The organism is Niallia sp. XMNu-256 (assembly GCF_036670015.1).
Taxonomy (GTDB): domain Bacteria; phylum Bacillota; class Bacilli; order Bacillales; family Cytobacillaceae; genus Bacillus_BD.
In genome coordinates this window covers 1021600-1042724 of the sequence record NZ_CP137636.1, presented here as the reverse complement: position 1 = coordinate 1042724, position 21125 = coordinate 1021600, and the positions used below count along the sequence as shown (strand labels likewise).

Annotated in this window: 19 protein-coding genes; 3 read left to right on the top strand and 16 right to left on the bottom strand. The window is 36.9% G+C overall.

Annotated elements, in window-relative coordinates; translation table 11 throughout:
- Nucleotides 1-133: 133 nt before the first annotated feature.
- The 4 genes from R4Z10_RS05275 to R4Z10_RS05260 form a co-directional block, all read right to left on the bottom strand.
- Nucleotides 134-895, bottom strand: a complete 762-nt coding sequence (locus R4Z10_RS05275) for a DUF2268 domain-containing putative Zn-dependent protease (RefSeq protein WP_338472159.1) — start codon at nt 893-895, stop codon at nt 134-136.
- A gap of 96 nt (nt 896-991) precedes the next feature.
- On the bottom strand, nt 992-1423 hold the full coding sequence (locus R4Z10_RS05270; RefSeq protein ID WP_338472158.1) for a Fur family transcriptional regulator: 432 nt from the start codon (nt 1421-1423) through the stop codon (nt 992-994).
- A 183-nt stretch (nt 1424-1606) separates the two neighbouring features.
- A complete protein-coding gene (gene fabF / locus R4Z10_RS05265; RefSeq protein WP_338472157.1) occupies nt 1607-2845 on the bottom strand; it encodes a beta-ketoacyl-ACP synthase II in 1239 nt (412 codons plus the stop codon).
- A 36-nt stretch (nt 2846-2881) separates the two neighbouring features.
- Nucleotides 2882-3814, bottom strand: a complete 933-nt coding sequence (locus R4Z10_RS05260) for a beta-ketoacyl-ACP synthase III (protein ID WP_338472156.1) — start codon at nt 3812-3814, stop codon at nt 2882-2884.
- Nucleotides 3815-4133: 319 nt separating this feature from the next.
- Here R4Z10_RS05260 and R4Z10_RS05255 point away from each other — a divergent pair, with 319 nt between their 5' ends.
- Complete coding sequence (locus R4Z10_RS05255) at nt 4134-4457, top strand: hypothetical protein (protein ID WP_338472155.1); 324 nt, start codon at nt 4134-4136, stop codon at nt 4455-4457.
- 29 nt (nt 4458-4486) lie between these two features.
- Here the strand turns inward: R4Z10_RS05255 and R4Z10_RS05250 are convergent, their stop codons facing one another.
- The 3 genes from R4Z10_RS05250 to R4Z10_RS05240 all read right to left on the bottom strand — a co-directional run bounded on the left by R4Z10_RS05250 (nt 4487) and on the right by R4Z10_RS05240 (nt 7159).
- Nucleotides 4487-5455 (bottom strand): BMP family ABC transporter substrate-binding protein, encoded by a 969-nt coding sequence (locus tag R4Z10_RS05250; RefSeq protein WP_338472154.1) that lies wholly within the window; start codon nt 5453-5455, stop codon nt 4487-4489.
- A gap of 106 nt (nt 5456-5561) precedes the next feature.
- Entirely contained in the window at nt 5562-6335 is a 774-nt protein-coding gene (locus tag R4Z10_RS05245; RefSeq protein ID WP_338472153.1) for a hypothetical protein, read from the bottom strand.
- Between the two features lie 86 nt (nt 6336-6421).
- Nucleotides 6422-7159 carry a hydrolase gene (locus tag R4Z10_RS05240; protein WP_338472152.1) on the bottom strand — a complete coding sequence of 246 codons (738 nt, stop codon included), beginning with the start codon at nt 7157-7159 and terminating at the stop codon, nt 6422-6424.
- A 241-nt stretch (nt 7160-7400) separates the two neighbouring features.
- Between R4Z10_RS05240 and R4Z10_RS05235 the strand changes: the two genes are divergently transcribed.
- Nucleotides 7401-7577 (top strand): YjzD family protein, encoded by a 177-nt coding sequence (locus tag R4Z10_RS05235; protein ID WP_338473165.1) that lies wholly within the window; start codon nt 7401-7403, stop codon nt 7575-7577.
- Between the two features lie 74 nt (nt 7578-7651).
- Here the strand turns inward: R4Z10_RS05235 and clpB are convergent, their stop codons facing one another.
- The 9 genes from clpB to argC form a co-directional block, all read right to left on the bottom strand.
- The gene (gene clpB, locus R4Z10_RS05230) at nt 7652-10249 is read right to left on the bottom strand and encodes an ATP-dependent chaperone ClpB (protein ID WP_338472151.1); all 2598 of its coding nucleotides are present in this window, start codon (nt 10247-10249) and stop codon (nt 7652-7654) included.
- A gap of 132 nt (nt 10250-10381) precedes the next feature.
- Nucleotides 10382-10561 carry a YjzC family protein gene (locus R4Z10_RS05225; RefSeq protein WP_338472150.1) on the bottom strand — a complete coding sequence of 60 codons (180 nt, stop codon included), beginning with the start codon at nt 10559-10561 and terminating at the stop codon, nt 10382-10384.
- An 80-nt stretch (nt 10562-10641) separates the two neighbouring features.
- Nucleotides 10642-11604, bottom strand: coding sequence for an ornithine carbamoyltransferase (gene argF, locus R4Z10_RS05220; protein WP_338473164.1), 963 nt, complete (start codon nt 11602-11604; stop codon nt 10642-10644).
- Nucleotides 11601-14723, bottom strand: coding sequence for a carbamoyl phosphate synthase large subunit (locus R4Z10_RS05215; RefSeq protein WP_338472149.1), 3123 nt, complete (start codon nt 14721-14723; stop codon nt 11601-11603). The genes argF and R4Z10_RS05215 overlap by 4 nt, the downstream gene beginning before the upstream one ends.
- Nucleotides 14716-15795 carry a carbamoyl phosphate synthase small subunit gene (locus tag R4Z10_RS05210; RefSeq protein WP_338472148.1) on the bottom strand — a complete coding sequence of 360 codons (1080 nt, stop codon included), beginning with the start codon at nt 15793-15795 and terminating at the stop codon, nt 14716-14718. Before R4Z10_RS05210 ends, R4Z10_RS05215 begins: the two co-directional genes overlap by 8 nt.
- Before the next feature lie 90 nt (nt 15796-15885).
- Nucleotides 15886-17031 (bottom strand): acetylornithine transaminase, encoded by a 1146-nt coding sequence (locus R4Z10_RS05205; protein ID WP_338472147.1) that lies wholly within the window; start codon nt 17029-17031, stop codon nt 15886-15888.
- A 7-nt stretch (nt 17032-17038) separates the two neighbouring features.
- Nucleotides 17039-17800: an acetylglutamate kinase gene (gene argB / locus R4Z10_RS05200; RefSeq protein WP_338472146.1), complete on the bottom strand. Its 762-nt coding sequence runs from the start codon at nt 17798-17800 to the stop codon at nt 17039-17041.
- A gap of 11 nt (nt 17801-17811) precedes the next feature.
- A complete protein-coding gene (gene argJ, locus R4Z10_RS05195) occupies nt 17812-19035 on the bottom strand; it encodes a bifunctional ornithine acetyltransferase/N-acetylglutamate synthase (RefSeq protein WP_338472145.1) in 1224 nt (407 codons plus the stop codon).
- Nucleotides 19036-19080: 45 nt separating this feature from the next.
- Nucleotides 19081-20115, bottom strand: a complete 1035-nt coding sequence (gene argC / locus R4Z10_RS05190; protein ID WP_338472144.1) for an N-acetyl-gamma-glutamyl-phosphate reductase — start codon at nt 20113-20115, stop codon at nt 19081-19083.
- Nucleotides 20116-20421: 306 nt separating this feature from the next.
- Here argC and R4Z10_RS05185 point away from each other — a divergent pair, with 306 nt between their 5' ends.
- Entirely contained in the window at nt 20422-21117 is a 696-nt protein-coding gene (locus R4Z10_RS05185) for a Crp/Fnr family transcriptional regulator (protein WP_338472143.1), read from the top strand.
- Nucleotides 21118-21125 lie beyond the last annotated feature (8 nt).

The following is a 21125-nucleotide window of genomic DNA, read 5'->3' as shown; positions in this document are numbered from 1 at the left end:
TTTTTTACCCCTCACTTCAGCTAACTATTTGTCATTCAGTATAGGCAGTTCATAGTTAAAATATTCCTGTAGTGATGGATTCCATCCAATTTTTGTTGATTTTGGGGATTAGGAAAAGGGAATAATTTGATTTTTATTCAATAATCTTTTTAATTTCCTCTGATGTAACTGTAAAGGTTTCTTCTATGGAAAATTTATGTTTTTCACTCGCCTTTTTGACCAACCAATATCCAACTGAATATCCTATTAGCTCAGGATACAAACCTTTTCCAAAAAGCAAAACATCATGAATTCGCTCCGTTCTTTTTGCCATTAAATGATGTTTTATATCCCTTTTATAAAACCGTTCAAGTTGTTCATCCGTATATTCATGTATCCACTTTGCGTTATATTGTTCTCCACAGAATTTAGTAACAGCCCATTCAGCAAAACCTTCCATAAGCACAGAGTCAAGCAAAGTGTATTCTATCATTAATTTGGAGCTCTTGTTCAATCGACAAACATGATGATATTCATGAACAATAAGGGCCTCTAATCTCTTTAGTTTTTCTACTGGTGATATAAACAAAAACATTTTATTATTAAAAGATACTCCCGACAATTCCTGGCTAAAACTTGTATGAATAGGAAAAATATAAATTGGAATATCTGGCCCCTGCCATTTTTTTTGATAGGAATCAAATATTTTTTCGGCTTTTGACCAAAAATTTTGTTCGTTTAACTGTCCTAGTCTTCTTTTTGTTAATCGATTTGGGCTATACATTCCAAATGAACGTAATAGATTATATAACCTCTTCTCATCTTCCTGTTCATTTGATAACACCTTCTCTCTGAGAAGTTTAAGAGGTCGATTAAAATTTTCCTTAAGCCATATGTCTGTTCTTTCAATTCCCACCTATATCCCCCCTAGAATAAGAATATGGCGGAAAATATATATTCGTGTATTAATCAATAAAAAAACACATCCATTAACGGATGTGGAGACTCATTATTATGTTTCTCTTGCCTTTTCCAATTTATTGCAGTCTTGGCATAACCCATAAAATAATAAATGATGATCTTTAATCTTAAATTTAGATAAATCTTGGGCAAAGGACTCTACTTCTTTTAATTGAGGATAATGGAAATCCTCAATTTCACCACAACTTGTACAAATAATATGGTAATGTTCTTTGTCAATCCATTCAAACTTACTAAGCCCTTCTCCAAATTGCAGTTCATTGACTAAACCTAATTTTACAAATAACTTTAAATTATTATAGACGGTTGCAATACTGACTGAAGGGAATTGTTTAATGAGCTTTTGATAAATATCTTCAGCTGTAAAATGTTCTTTTGTACCTTTTAAAATCGAAATCATTTCTAGTCTTTGTGGTGTAATTCGAATATTTTCCTTCTTTAAGATTTCTATAATTTTCTCCATGTTACACCCACAACTTTCTAATTAATAATAATAACTTTTCCTTAAATTATCTGACACAACCCATTGAATTAGTACTTTTCTATAACTTTATTATAGACATTTCCTCATTAAAGTCAATTTTAACTTAAAATCATTATTATTTAAATATAAAAGACAGGCTTGAATCAAGCCTGTCTTTTATTTCTATTGATACTTTTTAAAGACAATGGTTGCGTTGTGTCCACCAAATCCAAGTGAGTTACTTAACACAGTGTTAATCTCACGCTTTCTTGCCTCATTAGGAACATAATCTAAATCACAATCTGGATCAGGAGTTTGGTAATTAATTGTTGGAGGGATAATCCCTTCTTGTATGGCTAACACGGAGAAAATTGCTTCTATTCCTCCAGCGGCACCTAATAAATGACCTGTCATAGATTTAGTTGAGCTTATTTGAAGCTTATATGCATGATCATCAAATACTGCTTTAATGGCTGATGTTTCAAATTTATCATTATAACCCGTACTTGTCCCATGTGCATTAATATAATCAATCTCTTCTGGAGTTAAACCTGCATCATTGATTGCCATTCTCATCGCTCGAGCGCCGCCCTCACCTGCTGGAGCTGGTGCTGTTATATGATAAGCATCACCTGTTGAACCGTAACCAACAATTTCTGCATAAATATGGGCTCCGCGAGCTAATGCATGTTCTAAATCCTCTAATACAACAATACCAGCACCCTCACCGATAATAAACCCATCACGATCTGCATCAAATGGACGACATGCTGTCTTAGGATCTGGATTTGTACTTAACGCTGTGTTGGCACAGAATCCAGCAATTGACATATTTGTAATCGGCGCCTCTGCTCCACCTGTGATCATTGCAATTGCATCTCCGCGCTGAATGACTTTAAAGGCATCTCCAATTGAATTCGTACCAGTTGCACATGCTGTAACTGTACATGAATTGATTCCTCGTGCCCCTAAAGTAATGGATACTTGTCCTGCTGCCATGTCAGGAATGAGCATCGGAACAAAAAATGGACTCACCCTGCGATATCCTTTATTTAAAAAGTTTTGATATTGATTTTCAAATGTTTCCATTCCCCCAATACCCGAACCAATCCAAACACCCACACGATCTGAGTTCTTCTCGTTAATTTCAAGGTTAGCATCTTTCACTGCCATAATGGATGCAGCTACAGCAAATTGGGTAAACCGATCCATCTTTCTAGCATCTTTTTTCTCCATAAACTCACTTGGATCAAAATCCTTTACTTCTGCTGCTACTTTTGCAGGAAAATCATCTGCATTTACTCTTGTCAAAGGACCAATTCCTGAAACACCTGCAACTAGATTATTCCAAGTTGTTTCTGTATCTTTACCAAGTGGAGTTACAGCACCAATTCCTGTTACAACAACTCGACGTTTTTCCATATTAACATCTCCTTATTTTTCCTTACTTTTAAAAAATCAGCGACCCCAACGCATACAAATAGCGCCCCAAGTTAAACCGCCGCCAAATCCTACCATTACGACAACATCATCATCTTTAATTTTCCCGGCTTGTAATTCTTCAGCCATAGCAATTGGAATCGATGCAGATGAGGTATTTCCATACTTTCTAATCGTTTTAGCCATTTTTTCTTCAGGTAATGCTAGTCGTTGTCTTGACGCTTCCATAATTCGAATATTTGCCTGATGTGGAATGAGGAAATCTACATCATCTTTCGTTAGACCTGCTTGTTCAATCACATGTACAGAACTGTCAGCCATTTGGCGAACGGCAAACTTAAATACTTCACGTCCATTCATGATGATATATTCATCCTGATACAAATGCTTACCTCCGGTGCCGTCTGCTCCTAACTCAAATGATAGGATTCCACGTCCTTCTGAAACTTTTCCCATAACAACCGCTCCCGCACCATCTCCAAATAAAACAGCTGTGTTCCGATCATTCCAGTCTGTCACTTTTGAAAGTTTCTCTGTTCCTACGACTAGAACATATTTATAAGCATTACTTTCAATAAATTGTTTTGCAGTAATCACCCCGTACATAAATCCTGCACAAGCCGCACTTACATCCATTGCGGCTGCCTTCTTCGCACCTAAGCGTTCTTGTAACATGCACGATACAGAAGGAAATGGATGATCAGGTGTTACAGTCGCCACTAAAATCATATCTAATTCTTCAGCCTTAATATTTGCATGTTTTAGAGCTTCAACAGCAGCTTCATAAGCCATATCAGATGAATCTGTATGGTCATCAGCAATTCTGCGCTCTTCAATACCCGTCCTTGTTCGAATCCATTCATCGTTTGTATCTACTATTTCTTCCAAATCTTGGTTCGTTAAAACTTTCTCGGGTACGTATTTACCAACTCCCAAAATTCCTGCGTTCATCATGAACACTCCTTTATATCATGATTTATTTTCTTCTTATATTCTCATACATAAGTTGAATTGACCTGCCAAATTAGAAACTAGCAAATTAATTTTTAAGCTTGTTATCAAATATTATGACTTGGTACCAATTTTATCAAATAGTAGGAGCATTGTGCAATACATTCTCATCGACATTAACCTTTAATCGTTTTGAAAAAAGTCCATACATTTTTGTGTCTAGATCATATTTTATTGTAAGAACACATCCATAAATTCACACTCAAGATTTAATGGAAAAATAAAATTCAGCTCGTATTATAGGAGAAAGGGGATTATCATGGATAATAATGAAAAGAAAGAAACTACATTCAATGAGGAGATTGATCCTTTTACAGCCTTTATGTTTGGTAAACCAATAGATAAAAGTGAAAGCGATGAAAGAAAAAAAGAGGGGCAGGATTCAACCTTAAATAACGATTGGCTTTTTGGAAGGAGACATAGCAAAGAAACGGGAGCCGAACAAAATAGCATCAATGATTTATTAAATCAAATTGATACAGAAAAACTGATGAAAAATATTGATTTATTGGTTGAAACAGCACAAGAATTTAAACCGTTGTGGAAAAAAATCACACCTTATCTTGATAAATTTAAAAAGTAATTGAAAGAAAGCTGACCTGTATTTAAAGGTCAGCTTTCTTTATTTAACGATTGATTCGGAAGTTTTCCCGTTTCTTTATACTCTTCAATATAACCATTTATTTTGTTAACATATGCTTCGTCAACAAGCGAGCTGAACGTACCAAGGGAAATCGCATCATCTTGAAAGTCAAAAAATAAATTTCCCGATTCTAGTTTTCCTTCATTAAGTCTTTCAGCCACCCAACTATAAAGGGTTCCTATATGCTGGACCGTACTTGTTAAAATTGTATATTTTCCCAAATCTGATTGATCGGAAATGTATCCAATGGCATATAACCCATTTTCTTTGATTTTTTCAATTATAGGTACGTTATAAGTATCACCAGCTGGATAAAGGACATCTATTCCTTGAGCTTTCATGCTTTCAAATATTTGGAGGGCTTTCTCTACATCATCAAAATCATTTACATACTGTATCTCAACGTGAACGAAACGATTTTCAAATTTCGCACCATCATAAAAGCCCTGAACCTCCGGCTGCCACTCGTATGCAGGAATTACGCCAATACGATTGGTTTCTGTCGTATGTGCAGCCACCATCCCTGCGAAAAACCCCATCGCATACCCTTCAAAATTCAGACTAGTTATATTGTCATTTTTAGCGTCACCATTAAAAACTATAAAATGGATTTCCGGATAGTTTAAAGAAATGGTAGAGAAATATTGAGCATATTCGAAACCATGCCCAAATATTAAGTTAACCCCTTTTTGCTTAAATTCCTCAACAGCCCGTTCAACGACTAATTGAGAGTCCATACCCTCTTTATAAAAAACATCAACCCCATACTCAGATTGAATTTGCAATAAACCTTTGTACGATTTAGTTCCCCAGTTTTGATCAATAATGGTTTCGGGTACTAAAAGCCCCACCTTTTTTAGTTCCCCTTGCTTTCCTGCTACTTCACATGATGTTAGGAAAAGGAGAAGACATAATAGCCATGTTATAACCCGTTTCAATACTTTGCACTCCCTCACAACTATACGACAAGACGTTTTCATTAAATTTACTATTATTCTACCCTTTTGTTCTAATAGATGAAAGGTTATTATTCTTCATTTATTATTAATTAGAATTCTCTATTTGCGTGATATACTTTTTTTGTCTTTGTATTCCTTCCTTGTATGGAACCCCTTTTACGTTTATGACTGCTAAATTCTTTCCGATTTCAATATGACGTTGCGGATTGAATCTAGGTATATGTTGGGAGAGTTCTGTGGCAACTTTTTGCCAATGATCTTCAATACTGCTTTTCAATAAAGCAGATTTTGTATTTTTTTCCTCAATGGTTTTTATCATTATTTCAACCACATCTTCTACAAATATCGTATCTTTCGTCCACTCCCTCTCTTCAAGAGGATGAGTCTGATTAGGTTCTAATAAAGCCTTATGGAAGAAATAGTTAGAAGGCTGCCATGGTCCATATATACAAGGTAAATAAAAGTGGAACTTGCATTGAGAAAGTACAGAACTAGTATTGTGATCAATTTCAGTTTCAAGTTTTTGAACGGGCAACATGACGGCCGCTTCTAAGTCATATTCCAAGCATGTTTGAATCTTTCTCATGAATATGTCTTCTTTTCTATTCATATAAAAACTATAGTAATCAAAAAAAATAAATGCATCATTTGCTAAATAACCTAATGTTGACAGAAACGTATCATCCTTTTCAATAAAATTACTGTTTCTTCCGATTAATAGGCGCTTTTCATCCACAATCTGTGCGGGAGTATTTGATGGGATATGAACTCCATATACTTGAATTCCTTCTTGTAGTAAAGCTTCACAGAGTTGATACCCGATAAATTCATAAATACCAACGATGACAGCCTTGTCCATAATAAACCTCCCTATGCTATTCGGTAACACCATCATATGCATAGGGAGGTTATTTATTTACTGTCGAAATAAAGGTTTGAATTTTTTCACAAAAGATTTTCGTGCCTTTTATAGAATTCTTGAATAGGGACTGACATTTGCATCCTTTTCTCAGGAACCATATAACATAATGAAACAGGTGCTTTTTCATTCTCCCATTTCGCTGATAGTTGATTCAAGAGTTGGGATTGCTTATAAGCTCGACCATCCGATAGAACATGAATGATCTTCATTGGGACTGACGTTTTTTCATTCCAAGGGGCATCTACTTCTCGGATCATTTTGATCATTTGCTCCCCATCTTGATTGAAGGATTGAGAAAGCTCTCTAACCATCTTTTTGTAAAAAAACTTCCGATCCTTTTCTAACTCTAATTGATGGTCTAACGAAAGAATGGGGTTTAGTAAAACGACAGATCGGATACAATCCTTCATGTCATGAATGAGCTTCAAGGCGACTAATGCTCCCATTCCTTCGGCAAGAATATGAATTTTTTCATTAAGAATTTCTGAACGGATGATATGTTGATATACTCTTTTCGATAACCGTACCGCTTTTTGACTCCCCCAATTTTTTCCATACAAATTGCTATAAAAAACGGTATAACCCGCATCTAATAGTGAATGTAATAGTATTGATTTCCCTTCATTTTGTAGCCAAAAGCTTGTGTTACTATCAACAAAATGTCTTTCGTCCCCAATGATGAGGATACCGAAACCTTGAGGCCTTTCAGGATAGTGAATCACATTCCATTCGGTATCCAATTGAAAGTTCCGGATCTCCATCGAATGACTCTCCTTTAACTCTTTCGGATCAATTTGCCCTGCTGAAAGTTAAAGCTCAGCTGACTAATTCTCTATGATTAATGTATGTGATAAAAGAACAAAGTGAATAGGGAATAGCCTAATTATGCCAACTTATTTATTGAAAAGTAGAAAACTTGGAATTGATGATTTATTAATTATGTCTAATATGGTAACATAGATAGAGAGACTATACTTTGAGGTGAATGTTGTGCGTTATATTATGACTTTAATTTGGGCTTTACTTTTAATGTTAATGCTTACATATGTAGTTAGTTCAATGGTTGGTGTCGCTTTTAATCTCCAAACAGCCCTTTTATTAGGTGTCGGTGTAACCGTATTAGTTTATGTGATTCCTGCTATCCTGCCAAATCCAGCAGAGCAAGATAGTCATCAGTAAAAAAATAATTGAAACAAGTCATTCCGTTCCGACAGAATGACTTGTTTTTATTTTTGACCGATTAGGGCCTTTCTTTACTCAATATCAAATCCAATTTGATTTTGATTCACGACAATCGTGACCGTTTGGTTTTCGTGAATATCTCCAGCAATAATCGCACGCGCAATCTTCGTTTCCAGATTTCGTTGGATAAACCTTTTCAATGGTCTCGCCCCATAGACAGGATTAAATCCATTTTCTGCAATATATTCTTTTGCCTCATCATTTATACTTAATTTTATTTGTTGTTCTGATAATCTAAGTTGCAATTCTTTAATCAATTTAATAACAATTTCTTTAATATTATTTAATGTCAGTGGTTTAAATAAAATGATTTCATCCACCCGATTTAAGAATTCTGGTCTGAAATGATTTCTTAATTGCCCCATAACAAGATCACGGGTTTCCTCAGCAATTTCCTCATTCCCTTGGTTTTCGTCCAATAGATGATGAGATCCAATATTCGAGGTCATAATAATGACTGTATTTTTAAAATCGACCATCCTTCCTTGAGAATCGGTAATTCTTCCGTCATCAAGAACTTGCAATAAAATATTAAAGACTTCAGGATGAGCCTTTTCAATCTCATCTAGCAGAATAACCGAATAGGGGCTTCTTCTTACAGCTTCTGTCAATTGCCCTCCTTCTTCATAGCCTACATATCCCGGAGGAGCTCCAATCAATCTTGAGACAGAATGTTTCTCCATATATTCAGACATATCAATCCGAACCATTTGATCTTCGCTGTCAAATAAACTTTGAGCTAATGCTTTAGCTAGTTCTGTTTTTCCAACACCTGTAGGGCCTAAGAAGATAAATGAACCAATCGGGCGTTTTGGATCCTTGATTCCAGCTCTTGCTCTTAAAACGGCATCTGAGACAAGACCAACAGCTTCCTCTTGACCAATAACCCTTTCATGTAAAATACTTTCTAGACGAAGAAGTTTTTCCCGCTCCCCTTCAACCAATTTCGTAACAGGGATTCCCGTCCATCGAGCGACAATTGAAGAGATCTCTTCTTCTGTCACTTCTTCTCTTAATAATCGCTCTCCTTGTTTTTCATTAACCTCGACCTCTAACTGTTTCAATTCTTTTTCCAAAGCTGGAATCTGTCCATGCCGAAGTTCAGCCGCTTTATTTAGATCATATTCATTTTCTGCATGTTCCAATTCCCGTCGAAGTCTTTCTAATTGCTCACGTTTTTCTTGAACTTTATGAAGACTTTCCTTCTCAACCTGCCATTTAGCCCGCATCGAATTGGCTTGTTCACGAAATTCAGCCAGTTCTTTTCGTAAAGATTCAAGTCTTTCCTTGCTTGCATCGTCTTTTTCCTTCTCTAAAGCAGCTTCCTCAATTTCTAGCTGCATGACCCTTCTCGTGACTTCATCTAATTCGGATGGCAAGGAGTCCATTTCTGTACGAATCATCGCACACGCTTCATCAACTAAGTCAATCGCTTTATCTGGTAAAAATCGATCGGTAATATACCGGTCAGACAATGTCGCAGCGGCAACTAAAGCCCGGTCATGGATATTCACGCCATGAAAAACCTCGAAACGCTCTTTTAGTCCTCTTAAAATTGAAATCGTGTCTTCTACATTCGGTTCTTGTACGAGAACTTGTTGAAAGCGTCGTTCTAATGCAGGATCCTTTTCAATATACTTCCGGTATTCATCAAGAGTTGTGGCACCGATACAATGAAGTTCCCCGCGTGCTAGCATCGGCTTCAACATATTCCCTGCATCCATCGCTCCTTCTGTTTTACCAGCACCGACAATCGTATGAATTTCATCAATAAAGAGGATAATCTCACCATCACTTTTTTTCACTTCGTTTAAAACCGCTTTTAAACGTTCTTCAAATTCTCCACGGAATTTTGCTCCTGCAATTAATGCGCTCATATCCAGGGAAAAAATTGTTTTATCCTTTAACCCCTCTGGAACATCTTTGCGGACAATTCGCTGTGCTAATCCTTCCACAATCGCCGTTTTCCCAACTCCTGGTTCGCCAATTAAAACGGGATTATTCTTCGTTTTTCTAGATAATATTCGGATGACATTGCGGATCTCACTATCCCTGCCAATAACAGGATCTACCTTTCCAGATTGAACCTCTGCGACTAAGTCTCTACCGTACTTTTTTAATACTTCATATGTACCTTCTGGATTTTGTGATGTCACTCGTTGATTCCCCCTAACCTCTCTTATCACCTCTAATAAAGGCTTTAACGCAATTCCTTTTGATTTAAAATAATTTCCGATTTCAGACGGAAGAGAAATCGATCCTATCATAATATGCTCTACAGATAAGTAGTCATCATTAAATCGCCTCATAAATGTTTCTGCCTCAGCAAAAACTCTCTGTAGTCCATTTGTTATATAAAGTTTACCTTGTTCAACTCCACTGCCGGACACTTGAGGCTTTTTGGATAATAATGACTGCAGCCCTTTCTGGATTTCCTTGATATCTACGTTCATTTTTTCCAAAATGGAGATAATCAGGTTTTCTGGATCTTCTACCAGTGCAACGTATAAATGGACTTCATCGACCTCTTGGTGCTGTTCTCTAACAGCAATGTTTTGGGCGTTCATAATGGCTTTTTGAACCTTTTCAGTCATTGAGTTAATGTCCATAACAACGACCTCCTTTGACCTAATTTGACCTTTATTTTTATTATACCCGTTTTTTCGGCAAAATAACAGAAGGTTTACATCATAAAATGCGCAAAAAGACCACCCCATTATAGGATGGCCTATTCGTATTTATTAAGGTTTACGTTGATATGTCCACAGACGTTCGTCATTTGAATTTTCTGGGAAAGCATCGCCAGCCTTCATTTTAATCAATTTCGGGTTATTGACATTGCTTCCAGTATCTCCAATTTCAATATAAATTCCATTATTCGGAGCTTTTTGACCTGGACGAAATTGTCGGTTTTGGCCCATATTAATTCCCCCTTATTTGTGGTCCCTATTATTATGGCTATTTTCATAACCATTATAAAGGAAAATAAGGGAAACCCAGCCTACATTAATTCAGCCATTAATGCCTTTTGCGCATGAAGTCTGTTTCCTGCTTCTTGAAACACAACAGAATGACTGCCGTCAATGATCTCGGCTGTTACTTCTTCTCCGCGGTGTGCAGGTAAGCAGTGTAAGAAAATATAATCTTGCTTCGCATGCTTGACAAGCTCCCCATTGACTTGATAAATTTCAGCAAATGCTTTCATACGTTCTTCATTTTCTATTTCTTGGCCCATACTCGTCCAGACATCTGTATAAATCACATCGGCATCTTTTACCGCTTTAACGGGGTCATGTGTAATCTCAATCTTTGAATTTGTCTCTTTTGCAAATTCCTCAACCATCTTAACAACTTTTTCATCTGGTTTATACCCATCAGGACAAGCAATTGAAAAGTCCATACCCACTTTAGCTGAAGCAATCATCAATGAATGGGCCATATTGTTTCCGTCACCAATATAGGTCATTTTTAAACCTTTCATTTGCTCGCCTTTATTTTCTTGGATCGTCAATAAATCCGCTAATGCTTGACATGGATGAAACAAATCAGTTAGTCCATTAATAACTGGAATAGTTGCATATTTTGCAAGTTCTTCCACTTTTTCATGTTCAAATGTCCGAATCATGATTCCATCTAAATATTGAGATAGTACCTGTGCTGTATCTGAAATAGGTTCTCCTCTTCCAATTTGAAGATCATTGCTGCTGAGGAACAATGCATGACCACCTAATTGGTACATTCCTGCTTCGAAAGATACTCGTGTTCTCGTTGAAGATTTCTCAAAAATCATCCCTAATGTTTTCCCTTTTAAAGGATGGTACGTTTCACCAGCAAGATGAAGTGCTTTGATGTTCTTTGCCTTAGCCAGCAACCCTAAAATTTCATCTTGACTCAGGTCAGCTAGAGTTAATAGGTCTTTCCCTTTTAGATTTAAATTATATTCAGTAGTATGTTGTGACATCATATTGCATTCACGTCCTCTTTCTTCATATTGTACCAATCTTCGATGGAATGAACAGTAAAATCTTTTATTGTTAATGCTAATAAAAATGCCTGTAAGCTTTCCTTTTCTGTAAAGGTAATGACACGGTTTTTTGTAGCAACAGCACGTAAGGCTTTATCCTCTTCATGGCCGCCTGGATTATAGTAAGCAATGGTTTGTGAATCCTTTAGGTAGGTTTCCTCGTTCCCAATTAAGACGAGCTTTGAGCCTGATTGGGCGGCTAGTTCTTTTAAAGGTTCCAAGTCCTCCATTGTGCTGACAAGGATGACATTTCCTTGTTTATTTTTCAAGGATACATGGAATGCTTTATTTAGAGCTTCGTTTAAATTATCTGCAATGGAGATCCCTTCTCCTGTTGATCTCATTTCTGCACTTACTTTTGAATCTAGACCACTTAATGCATAGTTTGAAAATACAGGGAACTTGACACATACGTAAGGGATATCTTCTTCCTGATTTAGGATATCGGTTGTTAATGGTGTCAATGGATCTTTTCCTATTAAAATTTTTGTAGCAAGCTGTACTAACGGAATCCCTGTAACCTTGCTTACAATCGGAACCGTACGACTTGCACGCGGATTGACCTCAAGTAAATAAACTTCATCCCCATTTACGATATACTGAATGTTCATAAGCCCTTTATAACCTAGCTTTTGAACGATCTTTAAAGCATATTCTTTCATTTTTAATTTTGCAGTTTCAGTTAAATTCTGAGCAGGTAAAATAGATAAGCTGTCTCCAGAATGGACACCTGTTTTTTCAATATGCTCCATAATTGCCGGCACTTGAATTTGACTTCCATCTGCGACAAGATCCAATTCAGCCTCTGAAGCTTGCATAAATTGGTCAACCAATACAGGATAAGGAATATCATCATTTTGCAAATAAGCTTCCAGTTCTATTTCATTATTAATCCGTTCCATCCCTTTACCACCAATGACATACGATGGTCTAATTAGCACGGGAAATCCTAATGTTGAAACTAATTGGGTTATTCCAGCACTGTCATATGCAATATCCCCTTGAATATGGGGAATTTCCAATTGATCCAATAGTTGATAAAACAATTCGCGATCCTCTAAAATATCAATCGTTTGTGAATTGGTTCCAAGAATGGTTACACCATAATCCTCTAATTGCTTAGCTAAATTTAGGGCCGTTTGACCTCCAAGCTGAACAATAACCTCCGAGATTCCTTCGCTTTCAATGACATTTAAAATCGTTTCTAAAATTAAAGGCTCAAAATATAATCGATCTGCCGTTGTAAAATCGGTGCTTACTGTTTCCGGGTTGTTATTGATTAAAATCGTTTCAACATTTTCCTCTTTTAGAGCCAGTACCCCATGCACAGAACAATAATCAAATTCAATCCCTTGCCCGATTCGGATTGGACCACTTCCAATAATTGCTACTTTTCTTCGATTACTTGGAGTTTGTTCATTCTCACCAAAATAACTAGAGTAATAATAGTTTGATACAGCCTCTAGCTCTCCCGCACATGTGTCCACCATTTTATAAACAGGCAGGATGCCCAATTCTTGTCTTTTAAGACGAATTTTCTTCTCTTCAACTCCCCATTCGGAAGCAATAAACTGATCGCTGAATCCCTTTTCCTTCCACAAATGAAATTGTACTTTCGTTACATTTTCTAAAGATGTAGACGAAATCTCCTTTTCCTGCTGGATCATTTCATAAAAGCTTTGAAGGAAAAATAAGTCAATTTTTGTGGCATCATGTAAAGCTTTCACTGATTGACCCCTTCTTAACAATTCCATAATCACAAAAAAGCGTTGATCCGTTTGTTGAAGAAGAAGTTCCTGTAATTGGTCTGTATCTAACTTGTTTAGAGCCATAAATTTTAAATCATTATTTTCAATTTCAAGTGATTGAATCGATTTTAGTAAAGCCCTTTCTAAATTGCGGTCAATTCCCATTACCTCGCCAGTTGCCTTCATTTGTGTTCCTAACTTACGCTCAAGAGAAGTAAACTTATCAAACGGCCATTTTGGAACCTTCACAACAACATAATCAAGCGCAGGCTCAAAGCTTGCAAATGTATTCCCTGTAACTGGATTAATGATCTCATTTAATAAATATCCAACAGATAACTTGGCAGCCATTCTCGCAATTGGATACCCTGTTGCCTTTGACGCAAGTGCAGACGAACGACTTACCCTTGGATTAACTTCAATTAAATAATATTTTTTGCTGTTTGGATCAAGAGCAAATTGGATGTTACATCCACCGATAATTTCTAGTGCCGATATAATTTTTATTGATGCCGACCGAAGCATTTGCACTTCAACATCTGTTAATGTTTGTGTTGGTGCAACAACAATTGAATCTCCAGTATGAATCCCCACTGGGTCAATATTTTCCATGTTGCAGATCGTGATACAAGTGTTGTTGGCATCTCTCATGACTTCGTATTCAACTTCTTTAAATCCAGCAATACTCTTCTCGATTAAGCATTGATGGATCGGACTTTCCTTTAACCCACCTGATACAAGTTTGATGAACTCTTCCTTATTTGAAGCGATCCCGCCCCCTGTTCCACCTAAAGTATAGGCAGGGCGAATAATGATCGGAAATCCAATCTTTTCTGCAAAATCAAGAGCCTCTTGTAATTCGTGCACAATGGTGCTCTCAGGAACGGGTTCATTCAACTCGTGCATAAGAGCGCGAAATGCCTCTCGATCTTCTCCTTTTTTGATTGACTCAATTGAACTGCCGAGCAACTTCACCCCGTATTTTTCAAGAATTCCATTTTCACTTAATTGAAACGCCAAATTTAACCCCGTTTGCCCCCCAAGTGTTGCGAGCAATCCATCTGGCTTTTCTTTTGCAATGATTTTCTCTAATACATTAACAGTTAAAGGTTCAAAATAAATTCGATCTGCAAAACTATGATCCGTCATGATGGTTGCAGGATTATCATTAACTAAAATAACTTCGTAGCCGTCCTCTTTCAGCGCCAAACATGCTTGCGTTCCGGCATAGTCAAATTCGGCCGCCTGCCCGATCACAATCGGACCAGAGCCAATAACAAGGATTGAATGGATGGTTGTATCTTTAGGCATATGCATATACTCTCCCATTGTTTGCTTTTACTGTTTCTATAAATTCGTCAAATACATAGTTGCTTTCTAATGGTCCAGGATGTGATTCAGGATTAAACTGTACGGTATGAAGTGGATAAGTTTCATGGATGAACCCTTCAACCGAGTGATCATGTAAATTGGTATATCGTAGAACAAGACCTGTTCCTTTAACCGATTCCTTATCTACTACATAACTGTGACTTTGTGAAGACATCAAAACTTTGTTTGTGTCTAAATCAATAATCGGATAGGCTCCATGATGACCAGAAGTCAGTTTTACTGTATCTGCCCCTAAAGCCAATGCTGCCACTTGGTGACCTAGACTAATTCCCAAAGTTGGATATAGCTGTATTAGCTTCTTAATGGTAGGCAATGCATATTCCAATTCTTTTGGGTTCCCAGGTCCATTTGATAATAAAATGCCGTCTGGTTTTAACTGATTAATAGCTTCGTAGGTTATATTCGATGGAACCGTTGTTACCTTGCAATCACGTTTTACTAAATTTTCAACAATTGATTTTTTGGAACCAAAGTCAAGTAATACGATATGATGCTTACCCATTCCCACCGTTTTATTTATAGTACTTGTCACCTGTTCCACTTTTCCTTCTGCTGGCAAAATAAACTCATTTTCTTCCACTTCAGATGATTTCGATAAAACAGCTGGCATTGTTCCTATACTACGAATTTTTTTAACTACTGCTCTTGTATCGATATGACCCAACATTGGGACTCCCCATTTTTGTAAATATTCTTTCAAGGACTTCTTTGCCTCATAATGGAATGATACTTCCTTCGCTTCATAAACGACCACACCAGCAACATGTGATTTTTTACTTTCGAAGTCTGCCTCATTTATTCCATAATTACCGATTAATGGGTAAGTAAATACAACAATTTTTCCTCTATAAGACGGATCTGTTAATACCTCCTGGTAACCAGTCATTCCTGTAAAAAATACAATTTCACCTTTTATCGTTTTTTCAGGAACATTGGTTAGCCATTTCCCTTTAAAACGATCCCCACATTTTAACTGTAAGTATCCTTCCATTTTGCCCCACCCCACGAAAATTTGTATAATTATTATACTTTATTCATATTTATGCAGTCAACCGTAATGTTAAACAGCCAAGACGGCTGTTTAACTATTTTTTGTAAGAACTTGAGCGAGAACTTCCACTCCACTTCTAAGTTCCTCAATTGTCACGGTTAATGGCGGGAGAAGTCTAATAACATTCTCACCTGCTGATAAAACAATCAATCCATTGACTCTTAATTCTTGCAGCAGTTCTGAAACCTGTCCTTTAACTTCAATTCCAACCATGAGACCAAGACCCCTAATTCCACTAACATTTGAAAGACCTGAAAGCTGCTCATCTAAGTTTTTCTTTAAAAAGTCTGCCTTCTCATTTACTTGGGCTAGGAAATCCTCGTCGAATATTATATTCATCGTTGCAATAGAGGATGCAACTGAAAGTGGATTCCCTCCAAATGTCGTGCCATGACTCCCTGGACCAAATACATCCTTTAATTCATCTCTTCCAATAATAGCACCAATTGGGAAACCATTGCCTAACCCTTTGGCCACCGAAACGATATCTGGTGTTAATCCATAATGTTGAAAAGCAAAAGGCTTGCCCGTACGACCGATTCCTGTTTGAATCTCATCGATGATCATTAATGAATTGTATTGTTTACAAAGAGTTTCAACCCCATTTAGAAATTCCTTGTTGGCAGGGATCACCCCTCCCTCACCTTGAATCACTTCTAACATGACTGCTGCTACTTCATCATCTATTTCTGCTTTTAATGCTTCCAAATCATTGTAAGGGACATATGTAAAGGTTTCGAGCATTGGACCAAAACCTTTTTTAATTTTATCCTGACCTGTAGCAGACATAGTAGCATATGTCCTACCATGGAAGGATTGATAAAAAGTAATAATCTTTTTCCTTCCTGTTGCTTTTCTTGCAAGCTTTATAGCAGCCTCATTAGCCTCAGCACCACTATTTGCAAAGAAGACTAGATCCATTCCAGCAGCTTGTGCTAATTTTTCTGCAGCCGTTTCTTGAATTTCCACAGGAAATAAGTTGGACACATGCCAAAATTTATTCAGTTGTTCTTGAACCGCTTCTTGGACAGCCTTTGGGCGATGTCCTAAATTATTCACACCAATACCAGAAGTAAAGTCTAAATACTTTTTCCCATCTTTCCCGTATAGAAAACTACCTTCAGCCCATTTAGGCTCAACTTCCCATCTACTGTATGTCGGGAATAAATTGCTCATATCATCTTCACTCTTTTCCGATAATTTTAGTGCCTTTCCACCCATTGCCATCAAAAAATGTAGCTTTTCCTGAAACGATCATGACACTAGACAGCCCTTTTTCAAGGGCTGACATTGCAGATGTTACTTTCGGAATCATTCCACCGTAAATCGTACCATCCTCAATTAATCTCTCTACCTGTGTTTTTTCTAATGAATCAACGACTTGTTGATTCACCATAATTCCTGCAACATCAGTTACAAAGATACATTGATCCGCTTTTATTGACTGAGCAACAGCTGCCGCTGCATAATCAGCATTGACATTTAATTTTTGACCGCTTCGATGAATTGCAATTGGCGTAATGACAGGAACGATTCCATCCTGGATAAAGTTCGTGATCATTTTATTATTTACTGAGACAATTTCACCAACAAAACCAAGGGAATCCTGGTCAATATATTCTGCTTGCAGTAAACCGACATCACTTCCATTAATTCCAAACGCTTGAAAACCATGCATAGTTAGTTTCTGAACAAGTTTACGATTGGTTCGTCCTGATAACACTAACTCAGCTATTTCTAATGTTTGTTCAGTCGTTTTTCTTAGGCCATTATAAAATTCAGGTTCAACCTCGTACATGGTGAGCATCTGATTAATATCTGGCCCCCCGCCATGGACAAAAATGATTTGATTTCCCTGTTCTTGTAGAAGCTTTAAACCAGTAAAGAATTCTGAGGTTAATTCATCGAGAATACTTCCTCCACATTTAATAACAATTTTCCCCACTTTTATCACCCTTAAGTTCGATAGCTTGCATTAATTTTTACATAGTCATAGGTTAAATCACAGCCCCATGCCTTACCAACTGCCTCACCACAATGTAAATGAACAAAAATTTGAATAAAATCCTGCTTTAAATAGTCTAAAGCCACTTCCTCCGAGAATGAAACGGGTACACTGGATTTCAACATTTCAATCGACCCAATTGAGACATCCACGTTCTCGGGATTTAGATAGGCGTTCGTTTGACCAACTGCTCCAATAATTCTTCCCCAGTTCGCGTCAGCACCGTAGACTGCCGTTTTTACCAAGCTGGAACCTACTATTTGCTTAGCAATTATTCTTGCATCAAGCTCATTTAGAGCTCCTTGCACTTCTACTTCGATTAGCTTTGTAGCGCCTTCGCCATCTTTTGCAATTTGCTTAGCAAGACTTTCACATGTTAAGGTTAATATCCCCATAAAGTTGGACCAGTCTGGATGTGCAGGTGTTAAAGGGTCATGCCCTGCTTGCCCGTTCGCTAAAACTAAAACCGTATCATTTGTTGAGGTGTCCCCATCGACGGTAATTTGATTGAATGATTTTTCGGTCACTTCTCTTAATGCTAATTGAAGAGCCTCTTGTGAAATGTTTGCATCGGTTGTAATATATCCAAGCATGGTAGCCATATTTGGATGGATCATCCCAGATCCCTTTGCTGCTCCACCCATTGTGACTGTCTTTCCATTTACTTCTGTGGCAAAACAACAAGCTTTCATTGTTGTATCCGTTGTTAAAATTGCTTTTTGGAAGGAATTCGCATGCTCTTTCGTTGCTAAAGGACTTAACTTCTCAATTCCAGCTTTTATTTTCTCCATAGGCAGGGTAACTCCAATGACCCCTGTTGAGGCAACTGCCACTAAATGTTGAGGGATATTAAACTTCTGAGCAACCCATTCTCTCGTTTCATAAGCATCCTTTAACCCTTGGTCACCTGTACAGGCATTTGCACAGCCACTATTCACTACAACCGCTTGAATCAGGCCTTCATGGGAGATACTATCTTGTGTTACTTTGAGGGGGGCTGCTTGAAACTGGTTTGTTGTATACACAGCAGCAGCAGTTGCTGGCACAACACTTAGAATCAAACCAATATCTTTTTTTTCTTTTTTAATTCCAGCTGCAATTCCGTCGGCCAAAAAACCTTTTGGTGATAAAATACCGCCATTTTTTATTTCCTTTACTTTCGATTCCGCCTGCACGCGCGTTTCCTCCTCCAGTGGTTAGCTCAAGACATATAATCCTCTTTATGGATACATTGGAATAAAGTCAATTCCAGTCTTCTCGTCTAGCCCATTCATAATGTTTGCATTTTGTACCGCTTGACCTGCGGCACCCTTCATTAAATTATCGATAACCGATACAATCGTTAATCTTCCTGTTCTCTCATCCAAATGAATACCAATGTCGCAATAATTTGAACCGGCTACTTCCTTTATAGCAGGGTCATTTCCAATCGGACGAACTCTTACAAAAGGAGCTTTTTCATAATAATGTTGATATAGCTCATGAATTTCCGTAAGTTTTTTTTCTTTTCCTAATTGCACATAGATAGTGGCCATAATTCCCCGAGATATTGGAAGTAAATGTGTTGAGAATGTAATTGGTTTAATATCTTTATTCCAATCGACTAATTGTTGTTCAATTTCAGGGATATGTTGGTGTTCGTTTACTTTATAAATTTTAAAGTTTTCCGTCATCTCTGCCATCATATGCATTCTTGATGGTTTTCTCCCCGCACCAGAAGTGCCCGATTTAGCATCAATCACAATTGATGTTGGCACTACCCAGTTTTCTTTAACAATCGGTGCCAATCCAAGTAACGATGCGGTTGAATAGCATCCTGGATTTGAAATCCATTCAGCATTTTCGATGTTCTCGCGGTTCCATTCAGATAATCCATATACTGCTTTATCTAAAAGCGACTGTGGCGCTGGTTCCTGTTTATACCATTTTTTATAATCTTCTTGATTTTTTAAACGTAGATCACCAGACAAGTCAACCACCTTTACATCATAGTCTGCAAATGCAGCTGCAAGTTCACTTGAAACTCCTGATGGGGTTGCAAAAAAGACCAAATCTGCATTCATAGCAATCTTTTCTGGATCAATTTTTTCTAATTTTTGTTTATTAATATCGAATAAATGTGGGTATTCCGTCCAAATAGGAGACTCTCCTCTTGATGAGTGGATAGATTGTATTTGAAATATAGGATGGTTATGAAGAATTCTCAGTAATTCGATTCCTCCATAACCCGTTGTACCGATCACAGAAACTTTCACTTTAACTCTACCTCCATATACAAAAATGAATATTTAATCATAATTATTTATATTTATAAGTTTTATTTCTCTCATTATAGAAATATGTAACTATAAAATCAATGTTTTTTTACAAAATATTTTTTTGCATACAAAACACTATAAAAATAGTATAATATTAATTATAAAGAGTTTTTCTTTCTATATAATATTCTGTGAATAGTGATAGTTATTTTTATATTACAAAAACTTTTAGAAAAAATTATTTTTGAACGGAGAATCATACTAATATAAAGTGGTATTCTCCGCAAAAAAGGTGGTTATAAAATGCGACCTACTCAAGAAGTATATGCAGAGCTTTCTCATTTGTTAGAACCTTATGTTCATCATGAAACTAAAATTGAGAAAGGAAGCTTTTTATATCAAGAAGGCGAGACAGCTTCTGAACTGTATATCATTCACAGTGGAAAAGTTAAAGTTGGTAAATTAACACCCGATGGCAATGAACTCACTTTACGATTATGTTCTACGAATGATCTTGTTGGTGAATTAACTTTAGGTTGTCTTCATACAAAGCATAACTTAAATGCAAAGGTGTTAGAGGATGGAAAAGTAGGAGTTATTTATAAAAATGATCTAGAACATCATCTTCTCTCTGATAGTAAATTAGCCCTTGAATTTATGAAATGGTTGAGTACACAAAATGAGATCACCCAGAGTAAGCTCCGCGACCTAGTCTTAAAAGGAAAAAAAGGGGCTTTGTATTCGACACTGATTCGGCTTACAAATAGTTATGGATTGAATACAAATGATGGCATCTTAATCGACCACCCTTTAACCAATCAGGAAATTGCTAATTTTTGTGGGACCTCAAGGGAAGTCATTAACCGTTTACTAAGCGACTTGCGTAAATTAGGTGTCATTTCGGTAGATAAAGGAATGATTACCGTTCATGATTTGGATTATTTGAAAATAGAAATTAACTGTGAAAACTGTCCAACACATATATGTACGATTGAATAATAGAAGGG

What these genes read in the sequence shown, in the direction of transcription:
- R4Z10_RS05245 (WP_338472153.1), bottom strand. Translation starts at nt 6,335, where the DNA reads ATGGACAAGGCTGTCATCGTTGGTATTTATGAATTTATCGGGTATCAA.
- R4Z10_RS05185 (WP_338472143.1), top strand. Translation starts at nt 20,422, where the DNA reads ATGCGACCTACTCAAGAAGTATATGCAGAGCTTTCTCATTTGTTAGAA.
- R4Z10_RS05215 (WP_338472149.1), bottom strand. Translation starts at nt 14,723, where the DNA reads ATGCCTAAAGATACAACCATCCATTCAATCCTTGTTATTGGCTCTGGT.
- argF (WP_338473164.1), bottom strand. Translation starts at nt 11,604, where the DNA reads ATGATGTCACAACATACTACTGAATATAATTTAAATCTAAAAGGGAAA.
- R4Z10_RS05255 (WP_338472155.1), top strand. Translation starts at nt 4,134, where the DNA reads ATGGATAATAATGAAAAGAAAGAAACTACATTCAATGAGGAGATTGAT.
- R4Z10_RS05205 (WP_338472147.1), bottom strand. Translation starts at nt 17,031, where the DNA reads ATGAGCAATTTATTCCCGACATACAGTAGATGGGAAGTTGAGCCTAAA.
- R4Z10_RS05210 (WP_338472148.1), bottom strand. Translation starts at nt 15,795, where the DNA reads ATGGAAGGATACTTACAGTTAAAATGTGGGGATCGTTTTAAAGGGAAA.
- clpB (WP_338472151.1), bottom strand. Translation starts at nt 10,249, where the DNA reads ATGGACATTAACTCAATGACTGAAAAGGTTCAAAAAGCCATTATGAAC.
- R4Z10_RS05240 (WP_338472152.1), bottom strand. Translation starts at nt 7,159, where the DNA reads ATGGAGATCCGGAACTTTCAATTGGATACCGAATGGAATGTGATTCAC.
- R4Z10_RS05270 (WP_338472158.1), bottom strand. Translation starts at nt 1,423, where the DNA reads ATGGAGAAAATTATAGAAATCTTAAAGAAGGAAAATATTCGAATTACA.
- R4Z10_RS05225 (WP_338472150.1), bottom strand. Translation starts at nt 10,561, where the DNA reads ATGGGCCAAAACCGACAATTTCGTCCAGGTCAAAAAGCTCCGAATAAT.
- R4Z10_RS05235 (WP_338473165.1), top strand. Translation starts at nt 7,401, where the DNA reads ATGACTTTAATTTGGGCTTTACTTTTAATGTTAATGCTTACATATGTA.
- fabF (WP_338472157.1), bottom strand. Translation starts at nt 2,845, where the DNA reads ATGGAAAAACGTCGAGTTGTTGTAACAGGAATTGGTGCTGTAACTCCA.
- R4Z10_RS05260 (WP_338472156.1), bottom strand. Translation starts at nt 3,814, where the DNA reads ATGAACGCAGGAATTTTGGGAGTTGGTAAATACGTACCCGAGAAAGTT.